19 protein-coding genes are annotated in these 21,119 nt (G+C 64.1%); 10 read left to right on the top strand and 9 right to left on the bottom strand.

The genetic code is table 11. The features are described 5' to 3' along the window. Positions 1-32: 32 nt before the first annotated feature. Together J0X27_RS09815 and J0X27_RS09810 are read left to right on the top strand one after the other, a co-directional pair. Positions 33-707, top strand: coding sequence for a stage II sporulation protein M (locus tag J0X27_RS09815; RefSeq protein ID WP_207268970.1), 675 nt, complete (start codon positions 33-35; stop codon positions 705-707). A 193-nt stretch (positions 708-900) separates the two neighbouring features. Further along, a complete protein-coding gene (locus tag J0X27_RS09810; RefSeq protein WP_207268969.1) occupies positions 901-1,707 on the top strand; it encodes a DUF4382 domain-containing protein in 807 nt (268 codons plus the stop codon). Between the two features lie 129 nt (positions 1,708-1,836). Here J0X27_RS09810 and J0X27_RS09805 read toward each other — a convergent pair whose 3' ends face one another. Both J0X27_RS09805 and J0X27_RS09800 read right to left on the bottom strand, forming a co-directional pair. Next, the gene (locus tag J0X27_RS09805; RefSeq protein ID WP_207268968.1) at positions 1,837-4,428 is read right to left on the bottom strand and encodes a heavy metal translocating P-type ATPase; all 2,592 of its coding nucleotides are present in this window, start codon (positions 4,426-4,428) and stop codon (positions 1,837-1,839) included. Positions 4,429-4,512: 84 nt separating this feature from the next. Further along, positions 4,513-5,100 carry a winged helix-turn-helix transcriptional regulator gene (locus J0X27_RS09800; RefSeq protein ID WP_207268966.1) on the bottom strand — a complete coding sequence of 196 codons (588 nt, stop codon included), beginning with the start codon at positions 5,098-5,100 and terminating at the stop codon, positions 4,513-4,515. 127 nt (positions 5,101-5,227) lie between these two features. Between J0X27_RS09800 and J0X27_RS09795 the strand changes: the two genes are divergently transcribed. Next, the gene (locus J0X27_RS09795; RefSeq protein ID WP_207268965.1) at positions 5,228-5,425 is read left to right on the top strand and encodes a heavy-metal-associated domain-containing protein; all 198 of its coding nucleotides are present in this window, start codon (positions 5,228-5,230) and stop codon (positions 5,423-5,425) included. A 130-nt stretch (positions 5,426-5,555) separates the two neighbouring features. On the opposite strand, the gene J0X27_RS09790 is transcribed toward J0X27_RS09795, so the two are convergent. Further along, the gene (locus J0X27_RS09790) at positions 5,556-6,953 is read right to left on the bottom strand and encodes a permease (RefSeq protein WP_207268964.1); all 1,398 of its coding nucleotides are present in this window, start codon (positions 6,951-6,953) and stop codon (positions 5,556-5,558) included. Between the two features lie 406 nt (positions 6,954-7,359). Here J0X27_RS09790 and J0X27_RS09785 point away from each other — a divergent pair, with 406 nt between their 5' ends. The 3 genes from J0X27_RS09785 to J0X27_RS09775 are packed head-to-tail and all read left to right on the top strand — an operon-like array spanning position 7,360 to position 9,850. Continuing rightward, on the top strand, positions 7,360-7,728 hold the full coding sequence (locus J0X27_RS09785) for an SHOCT domain-containing protein (protein WP_207268963.1): 369 nt from the start codon (positions 7,360-7,362) through the stop codon (positions 7,726-7,728). A gap of 10 nt (positions 7,729-7,738) precedes the next feature. After that, on the top strand, positions 7,739-8,383 hold the full coding sequence (locus J0X27_RS09780) for a hypothetical protein (RefSeq protein WP_207268961.1): 645 nt from the start codon (positions 7,739-7,741) through the stop codon (positions 8,381-8,383). Positions 8,384-8,389: 6 nt separating this feature from the next. Next, entirely contained in the window at positions 8,390-9,850 is a 1,461-nt protein-coding gene (locus J0X27_RS09775) for an amidohydrolase family protein (protein WP_207268960.1), read from the top strand. Between the two features lie 115 nt (positions 9,851-9,965). Here J0X27_RS09775 and J0X27_RS09770 read toward each other — a convergent pair whose 3' ends face one another. Further along, positions 9,966-12,230 carry a copper-translocating P-type ATPase gene (locus J0X27_RS09770; protein WP_425491898.1) on the bottom strand — a complete coding sequence of 755 codons (2,265 nt, stop codon included), beginning with the start codon at positions 12,228-12,230 and terminating at the stop codon, positions 9,966-9,968. Positions 12,231-12,631: 401 nt separating this feature from the next. Here J0X27_RS09770 and J0X27_RS09765 point away from each other — a divergent pair, with 401 nt between their 5' ends. The 3 genes from J0X27_RS09765 to hisG all read left to right on the top strand — a co-directional run bounded on the left by J0X27_RS09765 (position 12,632) and on the right by hisG (position 16,083). After that, positions 12,632-13,462 carry an IS5 family transposase gene (locus tag J0X27_RS09765; RefSeq protein WP_207268959.1) on the top strand — a complete coding sequence of 277 codons (831 nt, stop codon included), beginning with the start codon at positions 12,632-12,634 and terminating at the stop codon, positions 13,460-13,462. 41 nt (positions 13,463-13,503) lie between these two features. Then, complete coding sequence (locus J0X27_RS09760; RefSeq protein ID WP_207268958.1) at positions 13,504-14,595, top strand: hypothetical protein; 1,092 nt, start codon at positions 13,504-13,506, stop codon at positions 14,593-14,595. Positions 14,596-15,222: 627 nt separating this feature from the next. Beyond that, positions 15,223-16,083, top strand: a complete 861-nt coding sequence (gene hisG, locus J0X27_RS09755; protein WP_207268956.1) for an ATP phosphoribosyltransferase — start codon at positions 15,223-15,225, stop codon at positions 16,081-16,083. 64 nt (positions 16,084-16,147) lie between these two features. Here hisG and J0X27_RS09750 read toward each other — a convergent pair whose 3' ends face one another. Together J0X27_RS09750 and J0X27_RS09745 are read right to left on the bottom strand one after the other, a co-directional pair. After that, positions 16,148-16,567: a DUF7344 domain-containing protein gene (locus tag J0X27_RS09750; protein WP_207268955.1), complete on the bottom strand. Its 420-nt coding sequence runs from the start codon at positions 16,565-16,567 to the stop codon at positions 16,148-16,150. 373 nt (positions 16,568-16,940) lie between these two features. Then, the gene (locus J0X27_RS09745) at positions 16,941-17,501 is read right to left on the bottom strand and encodes a TATA-box-binding protein (protein ID WP_097380787.1); all 561 of its coding nucleotides are present in this window, start codon (positions 17,499-17,501) and stop codon (positions 16,941-16,943) included. 203 nt (positions 17,502-17,704) lie between these two features. Here J0X27_RS09745 and J0X27_RS09740 point away from each other — a divergent pair, with 203 nt between their 5' ends. Next, positions 17,705-18,799, top strand: a complete 1,095-nt coding sequence (locus J0X27_RS09740; RefSeq protein ID WP_207268953.1) for a THUMP domain-containing protein — start codon at positions 17,705-17,707, stop codon at positions 18,797-18,799. Between the two features lie 251 nt (positions 18,800-19,050). Here the strand turns inward: J0X27_RS09740 and J0X27_RS09735 are convergent, their stop codons facing one another. From J0X27_RS09735 to J0X27_RS09725, 3 genes are all read right to left on the bottom strand, one after another. Further along, a complete protein-coding gene (locus J0X27_RS09735; RefSeq protein ID WP_207268952.1) occupies positions 19,051-19,488 on the bottom strand; it encodes an acyl-CoA thioesterase in 438 nt (145 codons plus the stop codon). A 105-nt stretch (positions 19,489-19,593) separates the two neighbouring features. After that, positions 19,594-20,076 carry a hypothetical protein gene (locus J0X27_RS09730; protein WP_207268951.1) on the bottom strand — a complete coding sequence of 161 codons (483 nt, stop codon included), beginning with the start codon at positions 20,074-20,076 and terminating at the stop codon, positions 19,594-19,596. Positions 20,077-20,102: 26 nt separating this feature from the next. Next, the gene (locus J0X27_RS09725) at positions 20,103-21,107 is read right to left on the bottom strand and encodes an AAA family ATPase (RefSeq protein ID WP_207268950.1); all 1,005 of its coding nucleotides are present in this window, start codon (positions 21,105-21,107) and stop codon (positions 20,103-20,105) included. Positions 21,108-21,119: the final 12 nt, after the last annotated feature.

Raw genomic sequence — 21,119 nt, 5'->3', positions numbered from 1 at the left:
GGATTTATATCTTCTGTCGGAGACGTATCCGTATGGACTCAGGGTTAGAGCGCGAGGGGAAGCGCCGCGAGGGAGGGTATCCTCCCCAGGTCGCCCTCGCAGACGCCTGGAGCGAGCACAGGCGGTACGTCGGGTTCGCCGCCGGCCTGTTCGCGTTCGGGATCGTGATCGGCGTCGTCCTCATGCTCGCCGGCTACAACCTGCTCGAGATCATCCAAGAGCTGGTCGGGGAGCCGCTCTTCCCGGATATCGGCGGTCAGAGCCGGCTCGAGCTGGCGCAATTCTTGCTCGTGAACAACACCCGCGCGTTCCTGCTGTCGATTCTGGGCGTGGTGACGCTTGGCCTCCTGACGGTCTGGGCGATGGTATTCAACGGGGTCATCGTCGGAAATATCGGCGCGTTCATCACCAGGGACGTTGGCCTCGATTACATCCTCGTCGGGTTGCTCCCCCACGGAATCTTCGAGCTGCCGGCCCTCTTCATCGCCGCCGGCGTCGGGTTCCGGTTGCTGTATCGGTTCGGCCAGCGGATTCGCGGCAGCCGAAACGCGGTCTTCACGAAGCCCTACCTCTACCGGACCGGGATCCTCGTTCTCGTCGGCTGGCTGCTGCTGGTCGTGGCCGCCTTCGTCGAAGCCTTCGTCACGCCCGCGCTGCTCGAGACCCTGTTCGCCGAACGGCTCGAGCAACTCGGCACGTCGTCCTGAGACGGTTTGCTGTCCCGATTCCCGGTGGGACCGCAGGGCGGTCCCGGCCCCACCGGCACTGACGGACAGGAGACCGTCTGACTCACCGCGCAGCAGTCGACCCACCGTTTTGCCGACTTTCGGAACCGCTGAACGATACGAACGGATCCAATCATCCGACCCCTTTTTCGCCTCATACTGACTGTCGCCGGATATGAACGGACGGACGATCCAACTGATACTCGTTGCGACCCTCGTCGCCATCGCCGGCTGTGCCGGTGGCATGGGTGGGGGCCTGAGAACCGATTCGGCAGACGACTCGTCCGTGACGGACTCGAGCGCGGGAACGGGGACGGCCGCGTTCTACGTCAGCGACGAGCCGAACGCAATCGACGATTTCGAACACCTCAACGTGACGATCACGGAAGTCGGCTTCAAGAAGGGCGGCGAGTTGTCCGACGGTTCCGACGGGGACGCCGAAACCGAATCCGAAGCCGACGACGCTGAAAACGAGACCGACGGCGAGCGGGAAGAACGGACGGAAGGCGACCAGAAAGCGGACGATGAGAGAGACGAGGAAGGGGACGAGTGGACCGAGTACGACGTCGACGAACGGACGGTCGACCTCACCGAACTGAAGGGCTCGAACGCGTCGATGATCGACGAATTCGAACTCCCGGCCGGCGACTACGAGACGGTCTTCATCTACGTCAGCGACACCGAAGGCGTCCTGACCGACGGGAGCACGACGAGGGTGAAACTGCCGAGCAGCAAACTCCAGCTGGACAGGAAATTCACCATCGGCGACAACGAATCGGTCGACTTCGTCTACGACATCGCGCCCCATAAGGCCGGTAAGAGCGGGAAGTACATCCTCAAGCCGGTGATCAGCCAGAGCGGAACGGGCGACGACGTCGAGATCGACGATGTTGGCGAGGAAACGAAAGACGAGGACGACGAGAAAGGCGACGGCGACGGTGACGGAACCGGTGAGGCCAAAGCGGACTCGCGAGACGACTAACGCGACCACCGTCGCTTCGATCGACGCCGCGGCGACGACCTCACCATAGCGGCGACCGACAGACACCGAGTCCCACGATGCGATCGAACGCTGGTTTTCGAGCGGATCGACGGACTGCCGGACGCCCGATCAGCGCCGGAGCCGACCGAACAGTTCGTAGTCGTGATCCGGCGTGTACCGGCGGAACAGCAGGCTGTTCGAGAGCACCGACACCGAGGACAACGCCATCGCGCCGGCCGCGAGGACCGGCTGGAGCAAGCCAAGCGAAGCCAGTGGAATCAGCGTCGTGTTGTAACCAAGCGCCCAGACGAGGTTCTGCTTGATCTTCGCCAGCGTCGCCTCGGAGATCCGAATCGCCTTCACCACGTCGAGCGGATCGTCTCGCATCAGGGTCACGTCGGCGGCCTCGATGGCCACGTCCGTCCCCGAGCCGATCGCCGTGCCGACGTGTGCGACGGCCAGCGCCGGCGCGTCGTTGACGCCGTCACCGACCATCATCGCCTTGCGGCCCGTCGACTGAATGTCCTCGACGGCGTCGGCCTTGTCTTCGGGGAGAACGCCCGCCCGAACGTCGTTCGGATCGATTCCGACCCGCTCGGCGACGGCACGGGCCGTCCGCTCGTTGTCGCCGGTGATCAGCATGACGTCGAGATCGCGTTCTCGCAGGGCCGCGACCGCCTTGGCCGAACTCTCCTTGACGGTGTCGGCGTCCGCGACCACGCCCGCGACCGCGCCGTCGACCGCGACCAGCATCGCCGTCTTGCCCTCCCGCTCGAGGCGTTCCATCTCCGCTTCGGCGGGCGCGGGATCGACGCCGTTGGATTCCAGCAGCCGCCGGTTGCCGACCAGCACCTCGCGGCCTGCGACGGTCGTCCGGACGCCCTGTCCGGGGACGTTCTCGAAGTCGTCGGGGTCGGTGAGCTCGAGGCCCCGCTCTTCAGCGCCCTCGACGATGGCCTGCGCGAGCGGGTGTTCGCTGTCGCGCTCGGCGCTGGCAGCGAAGCGGAGGACCTCGCTCTCGTCGAGCGACTCGCGGGTCACTACCGCCCCGCCGTCGGCCGCCGTCTCGCCGCCGTCCGCCGCGGCCGCCTCGCCCTCGAGCGCGACGACGTCGGTCAGCGTCATCTCGCCGGTCGTCAGGGTGCCGGTCTTGTCGAAGACGACGGTGTCGATGTCCTTCGCGCGCTCCAGGATGTCACCGCCCTTGAACAGGACGCCGTTTTGCGCGCCGAGGGTGCTGCCGACCATCGTCGCGGCGGGCGTCGCCAGCCCGAGCGCACAGGGACAGGCGATGAGGACTGCGGACGCGAAGACGACGACGGCGAACTCGAACGTCGAGAGGGTCACCGGACCGCCGCCGACCAGCCCCCACAGCGGGAGCGCGCCGACGATGCCGGCCAGCACCTCGGGGAAGAGGTACCAGACCAGCGCCCAGAACGCCGCGTTCAGGATGACCGCGGGGACGAAGTACGCCGAGATGCGGTCCGCGAGGTTCTGGATCTCCGGCTGCCGCGACTGGGCTTCCTTGACCGTCTGGACGATCCCCTGCAGTGCCGTGTCCTCGCCGACCTTCGTCGCCTCGACGACCAGCACGCCGTTCTCGTTGATCGTCGAGCCGATCACCTCGTCGCCGCCCTCCTTCTCGACGGGGACGGACTCGCCGGTCACCATCGACTCGTCGACCGCGGACTGGCCGTCCACGACGACGCCGTCGGTCGGCACCTTCTCGCCCGGCCGAACCTTCATCCGGTCGCCGACCGCGACGTCCTCGAGTGGCACCTCCTCTTCGATACCGTCCTCGTCGACCAGCGTCGCCGTCTCGGCCTCCATCTCGAGGAGCTTTCGGAGGGCGTCGCCGGCCTGGCCCTTCGAGCGGGCCTCGAGGTAGTTGCCAAGCGTGATGAACACGAGGATCAGGGCGGCGGTGTCGAAGTAAACGTCCCCCGCGATCACGTCCAGCAAGACGACGAGGCTGTAGACGTACGCCGTCGAGGAGCCAAGCGCGATCAGGACGTCCATATTGGCGGTCCGGTTTTTGGCGAGCGCCGTATACGAGTTCGTGAGGAACTCGCGCCCGAGCACGACGTAGACGGGCGTGGCGAGCAGGAACTCGATCCAGCCGAACCTGACGCCGAAGACGTCCTCGGGAACGTACGCACCTCCGAGCAGGAACTTGTCGGCGAGGAAGAACAGGAACGGGGCCGACAGGACGGCACCGAAGATCGTCAGCCGGAGTTGCTTGCGGATTTCGGCCTGCCGGGCCGCGTCGCGACGGTCCTGGTCGGACTCCTCGCCGCCGTCGTCGCGGACGGGCGTGTAGCCGGCCTCCTCGATCGCATCGTAGAGCGACTCGAGCGAGACGGCTCCGGGATTGTACGCGACGGTTGCCTCGTCGGTCGCGTAGTTGACTTCCGCGTCGATGACGCCCGGCACGGACTCCAGTGCCGACTCGTTCGTCTCGGCACAGTTCGCACAGCTCATGTCCGTGATCCCGATCGAGCGACTCGCGCGGTCGGCGCTGTAGCCGGCGTCTTCGATCGTGTCGTAGATCTCGGCGAGCGACACCACCTCGGGGTCGTACTCGACCGTTCCCTCGTCGGTGGCGAAGTTGGCGGTCGCCTCCGTCACGCCGTCGAGGGACTCCAGGGCATCGCTGATCGTCTGCGAACAGTTCGCACAGCTCATGCCCCGAATGTCCAGCCGTGCAGTTCGGGTACTCATTACTGGCTAGTAGGGGCTCCCGTCTTACCCCCTTTACTGGTCACAAGTCAAAGCTCATCGAGCGTCTTTCTTTGGAATCGAAACTCAGGCACCCTCCTCGAGTCGATCGTATCGGCTCTCGAAGCGACTCTCGCAGGACGAACAGCAGAAGTGATATACCTCGCCGTCGATGCGGGTCGATTCGCCCTCGTTGTCGACGGTGTTGCCACACTCCGCGCAGGTGAGCGCGAACGCCGTTCCGTCGAGCGAGGGCGTCCACTCGGCGTCGTCGACCAGCGTCACGTCGTACTCGACGGCCTCGGCGGGAAAGAGTCCCTCGAGCCACTCGTGAACCCGCTGGATCTGTGCGCGAGCGTAGAACCAGACATCGCCGTCGGCCGTGACGAACACGTGTTCGACCGCGTCGGCGTCCATGACGGCCGTTTTGCAGTCGCTGACCGTCTCCGCGGGTACAGTCGCTTGCACGAATATTGGGACACCCGCCCGAAGTTGAGACTGGTCGACGGCGACGGTAAAGCGCTCGATGATCCCGGTCTCCTCGAGGCGCTCGACGCGGTCGGAGACCGCCGGCCCGGAGAGGTCGACCGCCTCGGCGAGCTCGCTGTACGGTCGCCGCGCGTCGTCGCCCAGCAGTCGCAGGATTTCCATGTCGGTTTCGTCGAGATCGCGCATAGCGCCCCGTTGTGCCCGACGATCAAAGAGCGTGGCGGAAATTTCTTTGGAAGTCAAAGCACATCCCGCAGTTGATATAGCGTCGAAAGCAGTAACGCACAAAGAACGGGCTCTCGTATACTCTCGTATGAGTCAGACCATTACCGTGGAAGGAATGTCCTGTGAACACTGCGAGCAGACCGTCGGCGACGCACTCGAGGACGTCGCGGGCGTCGAGTCGGTCGAGGTCGACCGCGAGGCGGACCGGGCCATCGTCGAGGGCGACGTGAAGACTCAGACGCTCGTCAGCGCGGTCGACGACGCCGGCTACGACGCGTCGGCGTAGAGAGCACTCGAGTCGCGGGGACGTTCGTATCGCGACGGCGACGGACACTGCCGCCCGATCCGTGGGTCCGGGATCGATGCCGGAACCCGTCGGAAAACGCCCGTGTTACAGCGACTGACTGCCAGCGGCGTCAGTGATGATCGTGCGACGAGTCGGCATCCGAAACGCGTGGCGAGTGCGCCGCGAAGTCCGCCGGAGCGTCCTCGAACGCCCGCTTACAGGAATTCGAACAGAAGTGATAGGTCTCGCCGTCGTGCGTGGCCGTCGGGCCGTCGTCGTCGGTGCGCATCCCACAGACCGGATCACGGTACCCGCCGGGGGCACCGAGGCCGCGACGGTACACGTACAGGAGGAACCCGGAGAGCCCGAACGCGACGAGATTGAGGTAGAAGGTGTAGTTCACCTCGAAGTACCGCTGCTCGGTCGCCGTCTCGCCGCCGGCCAGGTTCGGGACGATACCGAGCGCGTCGAAGAGCAGTTCCATGAGAAAGCCAGTGAAGGCCATCGTCACGAAGAAGACGCCGAGGATGTACAGCATGACCGTCCAGCCGTAGTACTTCCGGTAGACGTTCAACACCGGAATCGTGATGAGATCGGCGTAGACGAACGCGATGACGCCGGCGAAACTGATCCCGCCACCCCAGAGGGCGACCGCGAAGGGGACGTTCCCCATGCTCCCGACGAAGCTGATGACGGCGATCGCGACGCCCATGACCGCGTTCTCGGCGGTCACGAGCAGGCCATCGCCTTCGAGAAAGAGCGCGTTCCAGACCCACTGCGGGACGAAGACGATGACAAAGCCCGAGACGAGAAACCCCGCGACGACGTCCGTCCAGATCATCGACCACTCCTTGCGGTACTGATTCCCGAGTTTGTACCAGCCGCCCCACGACCGGAGGTCGTCGTGCCACGCGCCGCTGCTTGCCGTCTGCTGCCGATAGGTTTCGAGACAGCCCTCGGAGCAGAACCGCAACGTTTCGCCGCCGTCGGTCACGATCGCGTGTTCGTCCGATCCCTCCATGCCGCAGGTCGGGTCCGTCATCCCGCCGCTCTCGCGGTCCTCGCGCTCGAGTTCCGCGCGGACCTCTTCGAACAGCGTCTCCGGAAGGGTCAGGCGGACGATGACGGCCATGACCGCGATGAGGACGAGTCCGCCGAGGAGTTCCGCGACGAGGAACTCCCACCCCAGCAGGAGCAGGATCATCAATCCGAGTTCGACGATGAGGTTCGTCGACGCGAACATGAACGCGAGGAAATTGACCGCGTGCGCGCCCTTCGCGAACAGTCCCTTGCCGATTGCGACGGCACCGAAGCTACAGCCGCTGCTCGCCGCGCCGAACGCCGTCGCCTTCGTCAGACTCGAGAGGTCGCTCTCCCCGAGCACGCGTGCCATTCGCTCCTTCGAGACGTAGACCTGCACGAGACTCGTAATCGCGAGCCCCATGATGATCGCCCACGCGGCCGTCCAGAGGAAGCCGACGCCGATCCGGAGCGACTCGAGGACGCCCTGGACGAGTGCTGGTTCCATGTGTAAGACGTCGTGGGAATCGGCTATTGCGATTTCCCTTGGAAAACCGGTGGGGTTCCCGGTCCGAAACGACGGAGTCGAAAGCGGTCGCCGAACCGCGCTTCGGTGGCACGGTACCGACCGCCCGTCGGCGTCTCAGCGCCCCGTTTCGGGGATCTAAGCGGTGATTCCGGATTTCCAGCATCGTCCCTTTGTGGCCGCCTCGCTTCGAAACCCCGATCGGGCGGTGAACGCCACACTGTGACATCGACGAATCGCGGTTCGATAACACCAGTTTCCGGGAATAGAACTGTGAAATTCGAAGTGGGGTCGACGCTCAAACATTGGATTCCAAGTGATAATCGCATTGAGTCACGAGCCCCTATCTCTAGCCGGAGGCGGACCGTTCCGTCACCGGTGAGAACTCATGGCAACTGACACACGCAACACGCGACTCGCCACGATCGTCCTCGTCGCCATCGGTGCCCTCGTGGTACTGCCGATGGCGTTCATGGGGTTCGGAACGATGGGATTCGGCCCGATGATGGGCGGCATGTGGGGCCACGGCATGTGGGGCGGCGGAACGGCACCCGGCTGGCTGCCGCTCGCAGCCGGTCTGGTGCAGCTCCTGTTCGTCGCCGCCGTCGTCGGCGGCGGCTACCTCGTCTACCGGGCGATCGCCGGGACGGACGGCACCGACCGGGCGCTCGAGGAACTGCGGGCGGCGTACGCTCGCGGCGAACTGAGCGACGAGGAGTACGAACAGCGGCGAAACGTGCTCGAACGAAACGAGTAAGCGGGGGCCGATGTCCAGCACTAGCACGGCGGTCGCTGGTCCCGAAGGACCCGCGGTCCCGCGGTGGCTCGAGCGGTATACGGCGGTCGGACTCGTCGGGCTCGTCGTCGGGACGGGGCTCTGTCTCGCGGCGCTCGTGACGAACCCGGTCCCCGACCCGTCGTTTCCGTGGCTGACGCTGCCGCCCTCGCTCCGGCTCCCGATCGAACAGCCCCGCATCGAACACTGGCCGGTCAGCTACACGGTCGGGATCTGGCTGTGGATCGGCTGTTTCCCGGCGCTATTTTTGGCCGGCTACCGGCGGTGGGGCTCGCGGTTCCGGCGCGGGGCCGACCTGTGGCTCGTCGGCCTCCCGGCGCTCGCGATGCTCGGGTGGACGACCTACTGCCGGTTCTTCTGGCCGACACTCGAGCCCGCGACGTGGAACGCGCCGTCGTACACGCTGGTCTGTTGGCTGTACTGTTCGTCCTACGATCCGCTCTGGAGCAACGCCGCCTACGCCGTGGCACTGCTCGGGCTCGGGGCGACGGCGCTCGCGGTTCGACGCCACGGGCTCGCACCGCCCGCAATCGTCGCGTTCGGACTGCTCGCGTTCCCGCTCGGACTGCCCGCGCTCGCCGCGGGGTATCGACGAACGACCACCACACCGCACTGACGACGCATGACGGACATCGCCATTCGCGACGCGATCGTACTCACGGCCGACGAGGAGAACCGACTGTTCGAACGCGGCACGATCGAGATCGAAGACAGCGTCATCACGGCCGTGCGCGCCGCTCGAGCCGACGACACCGCGATCGACGCCGACCGGGTCATCGACGGCAGCGGCTCCCTGGCGCTACCGGGACTGATCAACGCCCACACGCACCTCGAGCTGACGCCGCTGATCGGCGCGTTCAGTGACCTCGAACTGACCGAGCTACTGGCGGCCATGACGGCCGTCTACGAGCGCATCGCCGAGGGCGAGTTCGACTACCTGCTCGAGGCGGGGTACGAACTCGCCGCGTACAACTTCCTCGCGGGCGGTGTCACGACCGTCAACGCGATGGACGTCCGGCCGCGCGTCGGCGCGGACACGTTCGGCGAGGCCGGCCTCCGTGGATTCTTCGGCCCGGCGCTGAGCGACCTCTTCTGGGACCGGTCGGTCGACGAGCAATTCGCCCGCGCCCGGCGATTCATCGAGGAGTATCACGGGACCTACGACGGCCGGATCCGGGCGGCGATCTGCCCGCACGACGACTGGTCGTGTACCCGCGACCTCTGGGAGCGGACCGCCTCCCTCGCCGCGGAGTACCCCGAGTTGCCCGTCCACACGCACCTGCTCGAACTCGAGGCGAGCAACGCGATGGCGCGGGCGAACGGGGCCGCGGACTCGCTGTCGCTGCTCGAGGAGGTCGGACTGCTCGACGACCGATTAGTGGCCGCCCACTTCCGGGTCGCCGACCGGGACGACGTCCGTCGGACCGCCGCGGCCGACGCCGGCGTGGTCCACTGTCCGTCGGTCTTCGCCTACTGGAACCCCGACCCGGAGCTCCAGTGGACCCCGGTTCCCGAACTCCGGGCGGCCGGCGTCGACGTCGGGCTGGGGATCGACGACCACTACTGGCACGACTCCTACGACCTGTTCGGCGAGGCCCGGCAGGCCCGTCTCGTGGCGTCCCTCGAGGGGACGGGGCGGCTCTCGTCGATGGAGTTGGTCCGGCTGCTGACGATCGAGGGCGCGCGTGCGCTGGGCGTCGGCGACGAACTCGGCAGCCTCGCGGTCGGAAAGCGGGCCGACGTCGTCCTGCTCGCGGTCGACACGCCGAAGTTCGCGCCCCTGACGAACGTCCCCGCCCGCGTCGCCAACAGCGCCGGTGCCGGCGACGTCGAGACGGTTCTCGTCGACGGCGAGGTGGTCGTCGAGGACGGCCGCGTCGCGACGATGGACGCCGACGGCGTCCGGTCCCGGGTCGAACGCGCGGTCGAGCGGTTCGCCGACGAGACCGGCTGGAACCTCCACGCCGGCGGCGGCGAGCCGCCGGGCCCCCTGGAACTGGCTCGCGACCTGCCCAAACGGGGACCGGCGCGGCTGTTGAGCCGGCTCGCGCTCGAGTCGATTCGAGCGGAGTTCCCGGGCTGAGCGCGCTCGTTCGAACCCGGTAGAACCGCCCCGGACGCGAGAGCGACCCGTCGAGCGCGAGCAGCCGAGGTCCGCGGCCTCGAACCGCCGGGAGTGAACCAGTTCGATCGGCGAGTCAGTCCGCCGGGCGCGGTTCCCCGGACACGGAGACTCCCGGCAGACTCGGCACCGAGAGATCCACGCGGCGGAGGAACTGCGCGTTGATCGCGACGATTACCGTGCTGAGCGACATGAGCAGCGCGCCGACGGCCGGCGAGAGGAGGATGCCGATCGGTGCGAGGATCCCGGCCGCCAGCGGAAGCGCGAAGACGTTGTAGCCCGCGGCCCAGACGAGGTTCTGTTGCATCTTCCGGTAGCTCGCGCGGCTCAGTTTCACGAGTCGGACCACGTCCATCGGGTTGTTCTGGACGAGGATGATGTCCGCCGACTGGACGGCGACGTCCGTCCCGCTGCCGATCGCGATGCCGATGTCGGCTCTGGTGAGCGCCGGCGCGTCGTTGACGCCGTCGCCGACCATCGCGACCGACTTGCCCTGCTCCCGTAATTCGGTGATCTTCTCGTCTTTGTCTTCGGGCAACACCTCGGCGAAGACGGTGTCGATCCCGAGGTCGGCCGCCACCGCGTGGGCCACATCCTCGGAGTCGCCGGTCAGCATCGCCACCTCGAGTCCCAACTCGTGGAGCGCGTCGACGACCCGATAGCTCTCCTCGCGAATCACGTCCGCGAGCGCGAACGCGGCGATCGGGTCGCCCTCGCGAACGAGATAGACGACGGTTTGCGCGTTCTCGCCGGCCCGATCGGCGAAGCGCTCGAGAGCCGCGGGTACGTCCCCCTCGAGCTCCGAGAGCAGGTTCGGGCCGCCGACGTGGATCCGCTCGCCATCGACCGTCGCCCGAGCCCCGCGTCCCTTCAGCGCCTCGAACTCCGTAGCAGCCCCCCTCGAGACGTCGCGTTCGTCGGCCGCCTCGCGAACGGCTTGGGCGATCATGTGCTCCGAGTCGCCTTCGACGGTCGCAGCGAGCCGCAGGGCCGTTTCGTCGGAGACGCCGTCGACGGTCTCGATATCGACCACGCCCTGCTCGCCCTCGGTGAGCGTCCCGGTCTTGTCGAAGACGACGGTGTCGAGGGTTCGAGCCCGCTCCATGGCGATCCGATCCCGGACGAGCATCCCGTTACGCGCGGCCAGCGAGGTGTTGATCGCGACCACCAGCGGAATCGCCAGCCCGAGCGCGTGCGGACAGGCGATGACGAGGACGGTGACGACGCGCTCGATCACCGCCGAATCGAACCCCGTCGCGATCGTCCACGCGATCGCCGTGACGACGGCCGCGCCGAGAGCGACGTAGAACAACCAGCCCGCAGCGCGGTCGGCGAGGGCCTGCGTCCGCGACTCGCTTTCCTGAGCTTCCTCGACGAGGCGCATGATGCCCGCCAGCGTCGTCTCCTCGCCCGTCGCACTGATGCGCACGCGGAGGCTGCCGTCGCCGTTGACCGTCCCGCCGATCACCTCGTCGCCGGACTCCTTCGAGACCGGCGTCGACTCGCCGGTAATCATCGATTCGTCGACGTCCGAGTCGCCCTCCTCGATGACGCCGTCGGCGGGCACGCTCGCGCCGGGCCGGACCAGGACGAGATCCCCCGCCTCGAGTTCGCTCGCCTGGATTTCTTCGGTCTCCCCGCCGTCAGTGATCCGTTCGGCAGTGTCCGGCATGAGCTGGGCCAGCTCGTCTAGCGCGCTCGAGGCCCGGCGGACGCTGCGCATCTCGATCCAGTGGCCAAGCAGCATGATGTCGATCAGCGTCACCAGTTCCCAGAAGAACGCGGACTCGGTGGGGACCGCGAGGCTCGCGAGGCTGTAGACGAACGCGACGGTGATGGCCATCGAGATGAGCGTCATCATCCCCGGCGCGCGATCGCGCAGTTCCGGAACGGCCATCCGGAGGAATGGAACGCCCCCGTAGGCGAAGACGATCACCGCGAAGACGGGAGTGAGCCACTCGCTGCCGGGAAACGCCGGCACGGAAAAGCCGAGCCACGCCTGGAGCGTCTCGCTGTAGAGGAGGACGGGAATCGAGAGCCCCGTCGAGACGAAAAACCGCCGCCGGAACATCGTTTCGTGGCCGGCGTGCATGCCGCCGCCGTGGTCGCCACCGTTACCGTGATCACCGCCAGCCTCGTGGCCGCCGTGATCGTGACCGCCCGCTTCGGCGTGGTCTCCGCCGTTCTCCTGCCGGTCGCGGATCTCGTCGCGTCCTCGTTCGGCGTCGGCGGCCTCGTCCTCGAACAGGGATTCCTCGACCCGGTCCGACCGGTCACCGTCGGCTCGAGCGGTATCCGCTGGCTCCGGATCGTCCTCGGTTCGGCGGTCGTGGTTGTCCATCGATCGGGTCCCGCTCGAGTGCTATGCGGTCGTGAACCAAGGAAGTGCGGCAAGCCACTCCCGGGGACGCGCCTACCTCACGAGGCGACCGTTTACCATTCGCTTATTCTCCTAATATCCGTCTAAATTCGCCTCGTAACTCGTGGTAAGGAGTTCTGCGAGTATCTTAATCAATACACTCAACGACCAGCTCGGTCCTCAAATTAGCTCAACTCGACACTACTGCAATATCTATAGACAATACCCTATACAAATTCTTAACATTTATATAGAAATTACATTAACACCGAATTAGATGACAAGAAACACAGTAACTGTTCGATCGGCTGCGTTGAATCACTAGACGGCGTCGGGGAAGGTCAGTAAATCGAAGGAGTTGAAGCGGGAAAATTTGGTTGTCCATGACACAAATCTCCCGCTTCACCGAGCGTTGCGTCTCGATTGCACAAAGAGTTACGGGTGAACGAGGCGAATCCGCTGCCCCAACTGGTGGCGGCGGATTCGCCGACTATGCCCTCATTTCGCTGCATTGCCTCCGGATTTACCTCGATACGTCCTACCGGATGACGATCGATCTGTTGAAGGAAATGCCGCAAATAACAGGGGAGATCGGCCTTGACGTGGCCGATCTCCCCGCTCCATCTACGCTGTGTAAGGCGTTTGATCGGATCGAAATGGGTGTCTGTCGAGTGCTACTGCGCCAGTCGGCGCAGTTGCACGACACCTCTGAACACGCTGCTATCGACGCAACATTCTACGAACGTGATCGTGCGAGCCGCCACTACTGCCACCGAACAAATTACCGCGTTCAAACGCTCAAAGTCACAAAACTCGTCGATACAGCAACGCAAGCTGTTCTCGATCTTCACTGCTCGACGACGTTAGAAGGAAGCGACGCAGACCTCGCCGAGCAGATCGCCCGCCGGAACGCGGGCGATCTGCGATCCCTTGCCGCTGACAAGGGCTACGATAAGCAAGCGCTCCGCGACCAGCTCCGCAAACTCGACATTCGCCCGCTGATCAAACACCGGATCTTCGCTCCCTACGATCACGCTCACAACGCCCGTATTGACGACGATCGGTACGCTCAGCGGTCAATGACTGAAACAGTGAACTCCGCAATCAAGCGCTCGCTCGGCTACGCCGTGCGAGCGCGTACTTGGTATCGAGAGTTCCGTGAAATTACCCTGATGTGTGTCGTCTATAACATCAAGCGGGCCGTCAAACAGTGAAATCCACCGCTGTATGGCGATTCAACACAGCCGTTCGATCAATGTCTGGTCAGAAAATAACGGATTACGGAGCAGGACTACAGAATATATCAAAACGGAAATTCCTCCGATCAACAGCAACAGCCGGTCTTGGATTCGCTGGTCTTGCCCATACTGGACTCGTCGCTGCTGATGAACCACACACATCTATTAGTGATCGCGAACAGTCAGATGTGATTGAGGTCGTTAAGAAATCCGAACAATATGATGCGTTAGATAATCCAGTTGTTGACGGTGGATTCCAGCCACAATTCAACCAAGCAGAAGTGTCCAAATTCGAACCGTCGGAAGACGACAGAGAGAGTTCCGGTCTTGTCGTTATAATCCCCACAAAAAATGCACAGAACGATGATGCAAGCGTTGAATTGACTGCCTTCGTACCGGACGATAATCCTGATGAATTGAAGCTACAAGCCGAAGCTAAGGTTGACGACGTCGTAGTTGGTTTCTTATATACGGATAGTGATTTGATTGAGACATCAGAGGGATTCACCAGTAGTCACACTGCCTTAGGACACCACGACAGTGATTTGGTTACTCCTAGTTCTATCTTTGATCCTCTTCCCGACTTTGATGATGTCCGTGACCTAATTGACGACGCTATTGAGGAAGGAAGAGAATTAAAAGAGCACGGCGAAGACAAATTCAGCGATCTATCTGACTGGGCATACAATGAAGCAGACGATAAGGTTGATACAGTTCGTGAACTCAGCGACGACGCGTATGACTTCGGTGTTGATGTTTTTAGCCCCGTTAACGGACGTGAACCGCCGGAAGAACTCGAGGAGGCGATGAATAACCAGGGACAAGAGCATATCGCAACGGTCGATCTGACGAAATCCTGTGTTTATGTAAGCCTTGGATCATTATCAGGAGTCGGAGCTCTCATACTTAGCGGAGTAGGTGTCGCTGCATCTCCGATAGCGGTTGCGTTCGCAGGTGTAGTTACGGCAGGATGCACGATCTACGGTGCTATCAACCACTTTGTTAAGGATGCTGTGGATTGTAGTGTCCGCTATGCATACATATTTGCTAATACTGATCTTGACGATCCAGAGGAGGTCACAGCAACTGCGTTCCCTTGGTGTGAGTGATTTTGTATCTCTGTGATCGAATAGTTCCTAACTACAAAATTTCATAAATTATCTTAAAATAGATATGAATTATGCTATTGTGTTTGGGATTGCAATAGTTGCTCCACTTCTGATTATTATAGCCCGATATACAATAGGGGTCACAACGTCAGAATATCAACTACTCAGTTGGCTTGGAATCATGGTCCTCTCACAGTTCCATGTCTTTGCCTCGCTGTCAACCACTGTGACGACAATACTCATCTCGATCGGGCTCGGAGCGACAGTTCTTTTAATCTACGATATGGTTTTTCTTTTGAGATAACGAGTGAGCACCCAAAATATACTCATACTATCTCCGTGAAAAACACGGTACCGTGTTCGTGGTCCAGGTCTCGTGTATCGCCAAATCGAGCAAAAACCTCGATAACAGTATTCTTCTGGCTACTTCTCGGCACCGTTCAAAACCAGTGACGTGACGACGATTTTCACCACTTTTTGGGCAGCCGGAACATCCGACACCACGCTATACCGCCGTACCGCCGCCGAGTATCCCCCTGCAGCCGTACGATACGGCGAATCCAATGCGGCGGGGAGGAATCCCCGGGATGAAAAGACAATTGCCCGCCGATACCGAAGACTGGCCATATGCGAATCGCCGTTCCCAACAAGGGCCGCCTGCACGAGCCGACGATCGACCTTCTCGAGCGGGCGGGGCTCCACCTCGAGAACGGTGCCGACCGAAAGCTCTACGCGGATACCGTCGACCCCGACGTGACCGTGCTGTTCGCCCGCGCGGCCGACATCCCGGAATACGTCGCCGACGGCGCGGCCGATCTCGGGATTACGGGGTTCGACCAGGTACAGGAGGCCCGCGTCGACAACGTCTCCGAACTGCTCGACCTCGAGTTCGGCCGGTGCCGACTCGTGCTGGCAGCACCCGAAGACGGTGACATCACGACCCTCGAGGATCTGGCGGGGAAAACGGTCGCGACCGAGTTCCCGAACATCACCGCGGACTTCTTCGCGGATACCGGCGTCGAGCCCGACATCGTCGAGGTTTCGGGGGCGACGGAGCTCACGCCCCACGTCGAGATGGCCGACGCCATCGTCGACATCACGAGCACCGGGACCACGCTGAAGATGAACCGGCTGGCCGTCGTCGAGGAGGTCCTCGCGAGTTCCGTCCGACTGTTCGGGCGGGAGGACGTGCTCGACGACCCCAAGGTCGGCGAGGTTCGAACCGCTCTCTCCTCGGTCAAGCAGGCCGAAGGCAAGCGCTATCTGATGATGAACGTTCCGCGGGATCGACTCGAGGAGGTCCGCGACGTCATTCCGGGCCTCGGTGGCCCGACGATCATGGATATCGCCGACGAAACCGACGCGGAGTCCAAAGTCGCGGTTCACGCCGTCGTCAACGAACGGGACGTCTTCGAGACGATCACCGAAGTGAAAGCGGCCGGCGCGAGCGACATTTTGGTGACCGAGATCGAGCGGCTCGTCGAATAGCCGGTTCGGTCGGTCGCTCGAGGGAGGGAACAAGACCCGGAGACGCGGATCGAGGGGATTCGGATTACTCGAGTCGAGCAGCGATCGGTCGCTCGAGGGAGTCGAACTCGAGGAGCGAGTCGAACGCGCTACAGTTCGCTGCCGGGGCGACGAGGTTCCGGACGCGATCGTAGAGAACGATCTCGTGTTCCTCGAGCAACGGGAGATGGGTTTCACACAGCGAGGTGTGGATTCGCTGGCGCAGCTGGTGGATCGTCGTTCCGACGGTCGGATCGTGCTCGGCATCGGCGAGTCGAGCGACCAGCGTCCGCACCGCGATCGGATCGTCCGCGGCGAGCACGCACCGGAGCACTTCCCGCCGACGATCGCTGTCCAGTACCTGAGTGATCGTCTCGCGTGCGAGTGGTCGCCGACCGGGCGCGCCGTCGCCGCCGAGGTGAAACCGATCCGAAGCGGGTGTCGTTCGATCTGGGTGGATCGTCATGGGCACGTGAGAGTCAGGGCCGCGATCCCGAATAAACGCGAGCGGTCGTTTCGTCGAGTCACAGTCGATTCAGTCGAATCAGCCCTGCTCGGATGGGATTGAACGATCGATAACTCGCTCGAAGAGACCGTAATCCGGGCAGTGTGTAGGGACGCTGGTGGAGATCCACGGCCGCTCCGGCGGCTCGAAAACGCGTAAGTTTAGCTTACCAGCGAGTCGTCAGGAACGGCGGTGAGATGGAAGACGGCTGAAGTGCTGTCGGTCGATCCACCACCGGAGATGCGTCGGTGAGCGGACGGTGGCGGTAACCGGGCAGTGGCGGCGTGGGCACCGCTCGAGTCGGTCGAGCACGAACGAAACGGGCCGGACGGCGTTACTCGAGGAGGCCCAGATCCTCGAGTCGGGAGACGATCTTGTCGACGGCGTGTTCGGCGTCGACGGGCTGTTTGCCGCCGGTAATAACGAGTTTCCCGGAGCCAAACAGCAGGGCGACGACCTCGGGATCGTCGAGTCGATAGACGAGGCCGGGGAACTGCTCGGGTTCGTACTCGATGTTCTCCAGTCCCAGCCCGATGGCGATCGCGTTCAGGTTGAGGTTGCGGCCCAGATCGGCCGAGGTGACGATGTTCTGGACGACGATCTCGGGGTCCTCGTTGACCTGGATCTGGAGTTCACGGAGCTTGTCGAAGACGATGCGCAGGCTCTCGTGGACGTCGTCGGTGCTTTTCGCGCCGGTACAGACGATCTTCCCCGAGCGGAAGATCAGGGCGGCGGATTTGGGATTCTGGGTTCGGTAGACGAGACCGGGGAACTGCTCGGGGTCGTAGTCGGCCCCCTCGAGGTCCATCGCGACACTCTGGAGGTCGAGTTCCTGCCCGATGCCGGTCGACGCCACCACGTTTTCGATGTTGATGGTGTCCTTCGGATCCGTCATTAGTCGCTTAAAAAGACGTATTTAAGGTTTATAAAGGTTAGTACCGCCACCTGATATATCCGGTTTATACGATCCGCGGCGATTCCGGGATGCGCGGTTTTCGGGCGTTTGACGGGTCACAGGTGTGATATTTGGTATCGAACCGATCGGCCCGATTCGTGAAAAACGGTAGGCTCATAGCCGCCCCGAAGCGACCATCCACCGTGTATCTGCTCGAGCTCGGCGGCGAGGACGACGCGTTCGCAGCCCGCGAGGCGGCCAGCGCGGCGACCGGACTCCGCCGAATCGCGCCCGGACTCGCCGTTGCAGGGGGAATCGTCCCCCGGCGCATTCGCGGCCTCGCCTACACCCACCGCGCGAGCGAGTTGCTGGGGCGGGGCGCGGCCGATCTCGCGAGCGCCCGGGCCGTCCTCGAGGCCGCATCGATCGACCGCGAGGGGTCGATCGCGGTGCGGGCGACGGATGTCCACGGCTCGAGCGGCGTGAGCACGGAACGGGCGGAACGCGAACTCGGTGGAATCCTGGTTGATCGCGGGTTGTCGGTGGATCTCGACGATCCCGATCACCTCCTGCGGGTCGTCTTTTCGGCGGGGAATCTCGAGGCCGATGCGGGGGGACCCGTCCTCGAGCGCGCCGGGGGAGACGGGCCCGAGAAGCCGACGGGCGAGCGCGTCTCCGTCTGTGCGCTGGGCTGGCTTGCAGCCGAGAGCGTCCGCGATTTCGGGACCCGGGCACCGACGGACAAACCCTTCTTCCAGCCCGGCAGCATGGATCCCCTGCTCGCGCGCGCCGTCGCGAACATGGCGGGCGCTCGAGCGGGGGCGACGATCCTCGATCCGATGTGTGGGACCGGCGGCGGCCTCGTCGAGGCCGGGCTGGTCGGCGCGGACGTGATCGGCACCGACGCGCAGGCGAAGATGGTCCGGGGCGCGCGCGAGAACCTGACCCACTTCCTCGAGCGCGACGCGCCCTCGCCGACCGGTCTCGAGCGGGGGTCGTGGCACGTCGGCCGCGGTGACGCGACGCGGTTGCCCCTGGCGGACGACGCCGTCGACGGCGTCGTCTTCGACGCGCCCTACGGCCGCCAGTCGAAGATCGAGACGCATCGCCTCGAGGATCTCGTTTCGGGTGCGCTCGCCGAGGCCTGTCGGGTCGCGCCGCGGGCGGTCGTCGTCGCCGATCGCTCGTGGGCTGGCGAAGCGCGGGCCGCGGGCTGGGAGGTCGAGTCGGCCTTCGAACGCCGCGTGCATCGGTCGCTGACGCGGTACGTGCTGGTCCTCGAGCGGCGATCGTCGTAGTTTCCGTTCGTATCGAAGCGACTAGTTGGGTTACTGATGCGGTGAGTGCGCTGCTACCGTGGCAGCACGGAATCGCCACGCCCTCCCCAACCGATTCGTTCGTTCACTTCGTTCACTCACTCATCCCTCGCGATATCGCGTCGCGGTTCGTCGACGACGAACCGCGACCCAGCGCGCCAGCATCGGCATCGGACAGTCAGCCGCCCGCCGAGGCGATTCGAGACGCTGGTGATTCGACCGTCCGCGGGTCATCACTCCTCGATCTCGTGGACGCGATCCCGAAGGCGCTCCCCGTCCTCGGTCTCGACGGAGAGGTCCGGAACGGGGACCGTCTCGCCGGTCTCGTCGATCGCGACGAACGTGAACGTCGACTCGGTCGTCTTCTCGGTCTCGCCGCTGCGGGGTTCCTCGCGCCAGGCCCGCAGCGCGACGTGGACGCTCGTCCGGCCCGAATCGTAGACGTAGGCCTCCACGAGGGCGGTGTCGCCGATCCGGATCGGGCGCTCGAAGTCGAGTTCGTTCACGCGGGCGGTGACGCAGGTCTCGCCGGCGAATCGCATCGCCGACATCGCGCTCACCTCGTCGAGCCACTTCATCAGATTGCCGCCGTGGAGCGTGTCGTTGTTGTTCGCGTGATTGGGCTGGACGCGAAACCGGTTCTTGATCCGTGTCTCGAGAAGCGTTGGCATACCCACCCTTCGGCCGGCGATCGGATAACGGTCCGTACCGGCCCCATATTGGCCGGTGAATGCGGCAGCGTCGTGATCGCCGCCTCGAAACCGGGCCGCCCGATCTCACGCCGTCGACGGTGTTAGCCGAGTCCCCGGCCGCTCGAACCGGTGGACGGTGACGACGGCGCTGACGACGAGGAATCCCAGACCGGATACACCGTCTGGAGGAGACGAACCGGTAGCGATCGTCCACAGCAAAACGGTTCCCATAACTACCAGGATCGCAGTGACGGTCCCGTCCCAGAGCGCCGACGTGAGGCCCGGTCCGAACCATCGAAGGAGGACTTCGGCGACGACGACACTGCCGACCAGCGAGGCGAGAAGCACGGATCGGTCCGTGGGAAACTCGCCGGTACCAGGCGCGATCGAGAGTGAAACACCAACGTGTGCCACGAGCGTGGACGCGGCCCAGAAGCGGGTCCACACCGAGATCGATGTCGAAGGCTCGCTCGAGTCGACCGACGAGCCCTCGCCGACCGGTGGCGGTTCCGCCGCTTCCTCCGTCTCGAGGTCGGCGAGCCGTTCGTCGATCGGATCGTCCGTCATCTGTGAATTGCGACAGGAGACAGTTCTCAGGCGTCTCGACCGAGTTCCGCCAGCAGGTGCGAGACGTGGATCCGATCGCTCGTTCCCTCGTGCATCTCGAAGTCGATGTCCGCGGCTAGCTGGTGGATCTGGGCGAGCCGCTCGCCCTGATACCGCTTGCGAGCGATCCGGAGGATCGCCTCGAGCACCTCGTTGCCGTCCAGTCCTTCGTCGACGAGCAGGTCGTCCAGCGTCGACCGGGCGTCCGTAAAGTCGCCGGCTTCGGCGTCGTCGAGCATCGACTCGATTTCGTCCTCGAGGCCGACCTCGCCGATCGTCTCGTAGGCCGCGCTCATCGTGAGTTCGCCCGCGTCCTCGACGGTCGTCTGGGCCGCCAGGATCGCCTGCCGGAGGTTGCCGTTCGCGTAGCCCGCGACGAACTCGAGGCCGTCGGCGTCGTAGTCGACCCCCTCGGCCTCGACGATGCGCTCGAGGACGGTCACGATCTGCTCGCTGGTCGGCGAGGGCAGGGAGACGGGGAAACACCGCGAGCGGATCGGCGGAATGAGCTTGGTCGGCTGGCGCGTGGCGACGACGAACTGGGTCGTCCGGTGGTGTTGCTCCATGATCCGGCGCAGGGCCTGCTGGAAGTCCTCGCGGACGTCCTCGGCGTTGTCGAGCAAGATCGTGGTATAGCCGCCCGAGACGGGCGCGTAGCTGGCGGACTCCTTGAGGACGTGGTTGATCATGTCCCGTTTCGACATCGACGAGCGACCGACGAGGAAGTGCTCGAAGCGGGGATCGTTCTTGATCTCGGTCTTGGTTCGGCCGAAGAAGTCGGCGACGTTGATCTCGACGAAATCGTTGTCCGGATCGTCGTGTGCCTCGCGGGCCAGTGCGCGTGCCGCCGCGGTCTTCCCGCTCCCGGGCGGGCCCTGCAGGAGGAGGTTGATCGGCTCCTCGACCGCTCGCTGTAAGTACTCGCGAGCGTCGTCCTGTGGCAACTCGGCCAGCTCCGGGGCGTGGGTTTCGGTCCACAGCGGCGCGTCCATCGCCAGCGGCTA

The sequence above is a fragment of the Natrinema longum genome, assembly GCF_017352095.1.
In the GTDB taxonomy this organism is placed as follows: Archaea; Halobacteriota; Halobacteria; order Halobacteriales; family Natrialbaceae; genus Natrinema; species Natrinema longum.
This window is presented reverse-complemented; position numbering and strand designations above follow the sequence as displayed.

Excerpts from the sequence above, each read along its gene's own strand:
- J0X27_RS09815 (WP_207268970.1), top strand. The coding sequence starts at position 33 with ATGGACTCAGGGTTAGAGCGCGAGGGGAAGCGCCGCGAGGGAGGGTAT.
- J0X27_RS09810 (WP_207268969.1), top strand. The coding sequence starts at position 901 with ATGAACGGACGGACGATCCAACTGATACTCGTTGCGACCCTCGTCGCC.
- J0X27_RS09805 (WP_207268968.1), bottom strand. The coding sequence starts at position 4,428 with ATGAGTACCCGAACTGCACGGCTGGACATTCGGGGCATGAGCTGTGCG.
- J0X27_RS09800 (WP_207268966.1), bottom strand. The coding sequence starts at position 5,100 with ATGCGCGATCTCGACGAAACCGACATGGAAATCCTGCGACTGCTGGGC.
- J0X27_RS09795 (WP_207268965.1), top strand. The coding sequence starts at position 5,228 with ATGAGTCAGACCATTACCGTGGAAGGAATGTCCTGTGAACACTGCGAG.
- J0X27_RS09790 (WP_207268964.1), bottom strand. The coding sequence starts at position 6,953 with ATGGAACCAGCACTCGTCCAGGGCGTCCTCGAGTCGCTCCGGATCGGC.
- J0X27_RS09785 (WP_207268963.1), top strand. The coding sequence starts at position 7,360 with ATGGCAACTGACACACGCAACACGCGACTCGCCACGATCGTCCTCGTC.
- J0X27_RS09780 (WP_207268961.1), top strand. The coding sequence starts at position 7,739 with ATGTCCAGCACTAGCACGGCGGTCGCTGGTCCCGAAGGACCCGCGGTC.
- J0X27_RS09775 (WP_207268960.1), top strand. The coding sequence starts at position 8,390 with ATGACGGACATCGCCATTCGCGACGCGATCGTACTCACGGCCGACGAG.
- J0X27_RS09770 (WP_425491898.1), bottom strand. The coding sequence starts at position 12,230 with ATGGACAACCACGACCGCCGAACCGAGGACGATCCGGAGCCAGCGGAT.
- J0X27_RS09765 (WP_207268959.1), top strand. The coding sequence starts at position 12,632 with ATGACACAAATCTCCCGCTTCACCGAGCGTTGCGTCTCGATTGCACAA.
- J0X27_RS09760 (WP_207268958.1), top strand. The coding sequence starts at position 13,504 with ATGTCTGGTCAGAAAATAACGGATTACGGAGCAGGACTACAGAATATA.
- hisG (WP_207268956.1), top strand. The coding sequence starts at position 15,223 with ATGCGAATCGCCGTTCCCAACAAGGGCCGCCTGCACGAGCCGACGATC.
- J0X27_RS09750 (WP_207268955.1), bottom strand. The coding sequence starts at position 16,567 with ATGACGATCCACCCAGATCGAACGACACCCGCTTCGGATCGGTTTCAC.
- J0X27_RS09745 (WP_097380787.1), bottom strand. The coding sequence starts at position 17,501 with ATGACGGATCCGAAGGACACCATCAACATCGAAAACGTGGTGGCGTCG.
- J0X27_RS09735 (WP_207268952.1), bottom strand. The coding sequence starts at position 19,488 with ATGCCAACGCTTCTCGAGACACGGATCAAGAACCGGTTTCGCGTCCAG.
- J0X27_RS09730 (WP_207268951.1), bottom strand. The coding sequence starts at position 20,076 with ATGACGGACGATCCGATCGACGAACGGCTCGCCGACCTCGAGACGGAG.
- J0X27_RS09725 (WP_207268950.1), bottom strand. The coding sequence starts at position 21,107 with ATGGACGCGCCGCTGTGGACCGAAACCCACGCCCCGGAGCTGGCCGAG.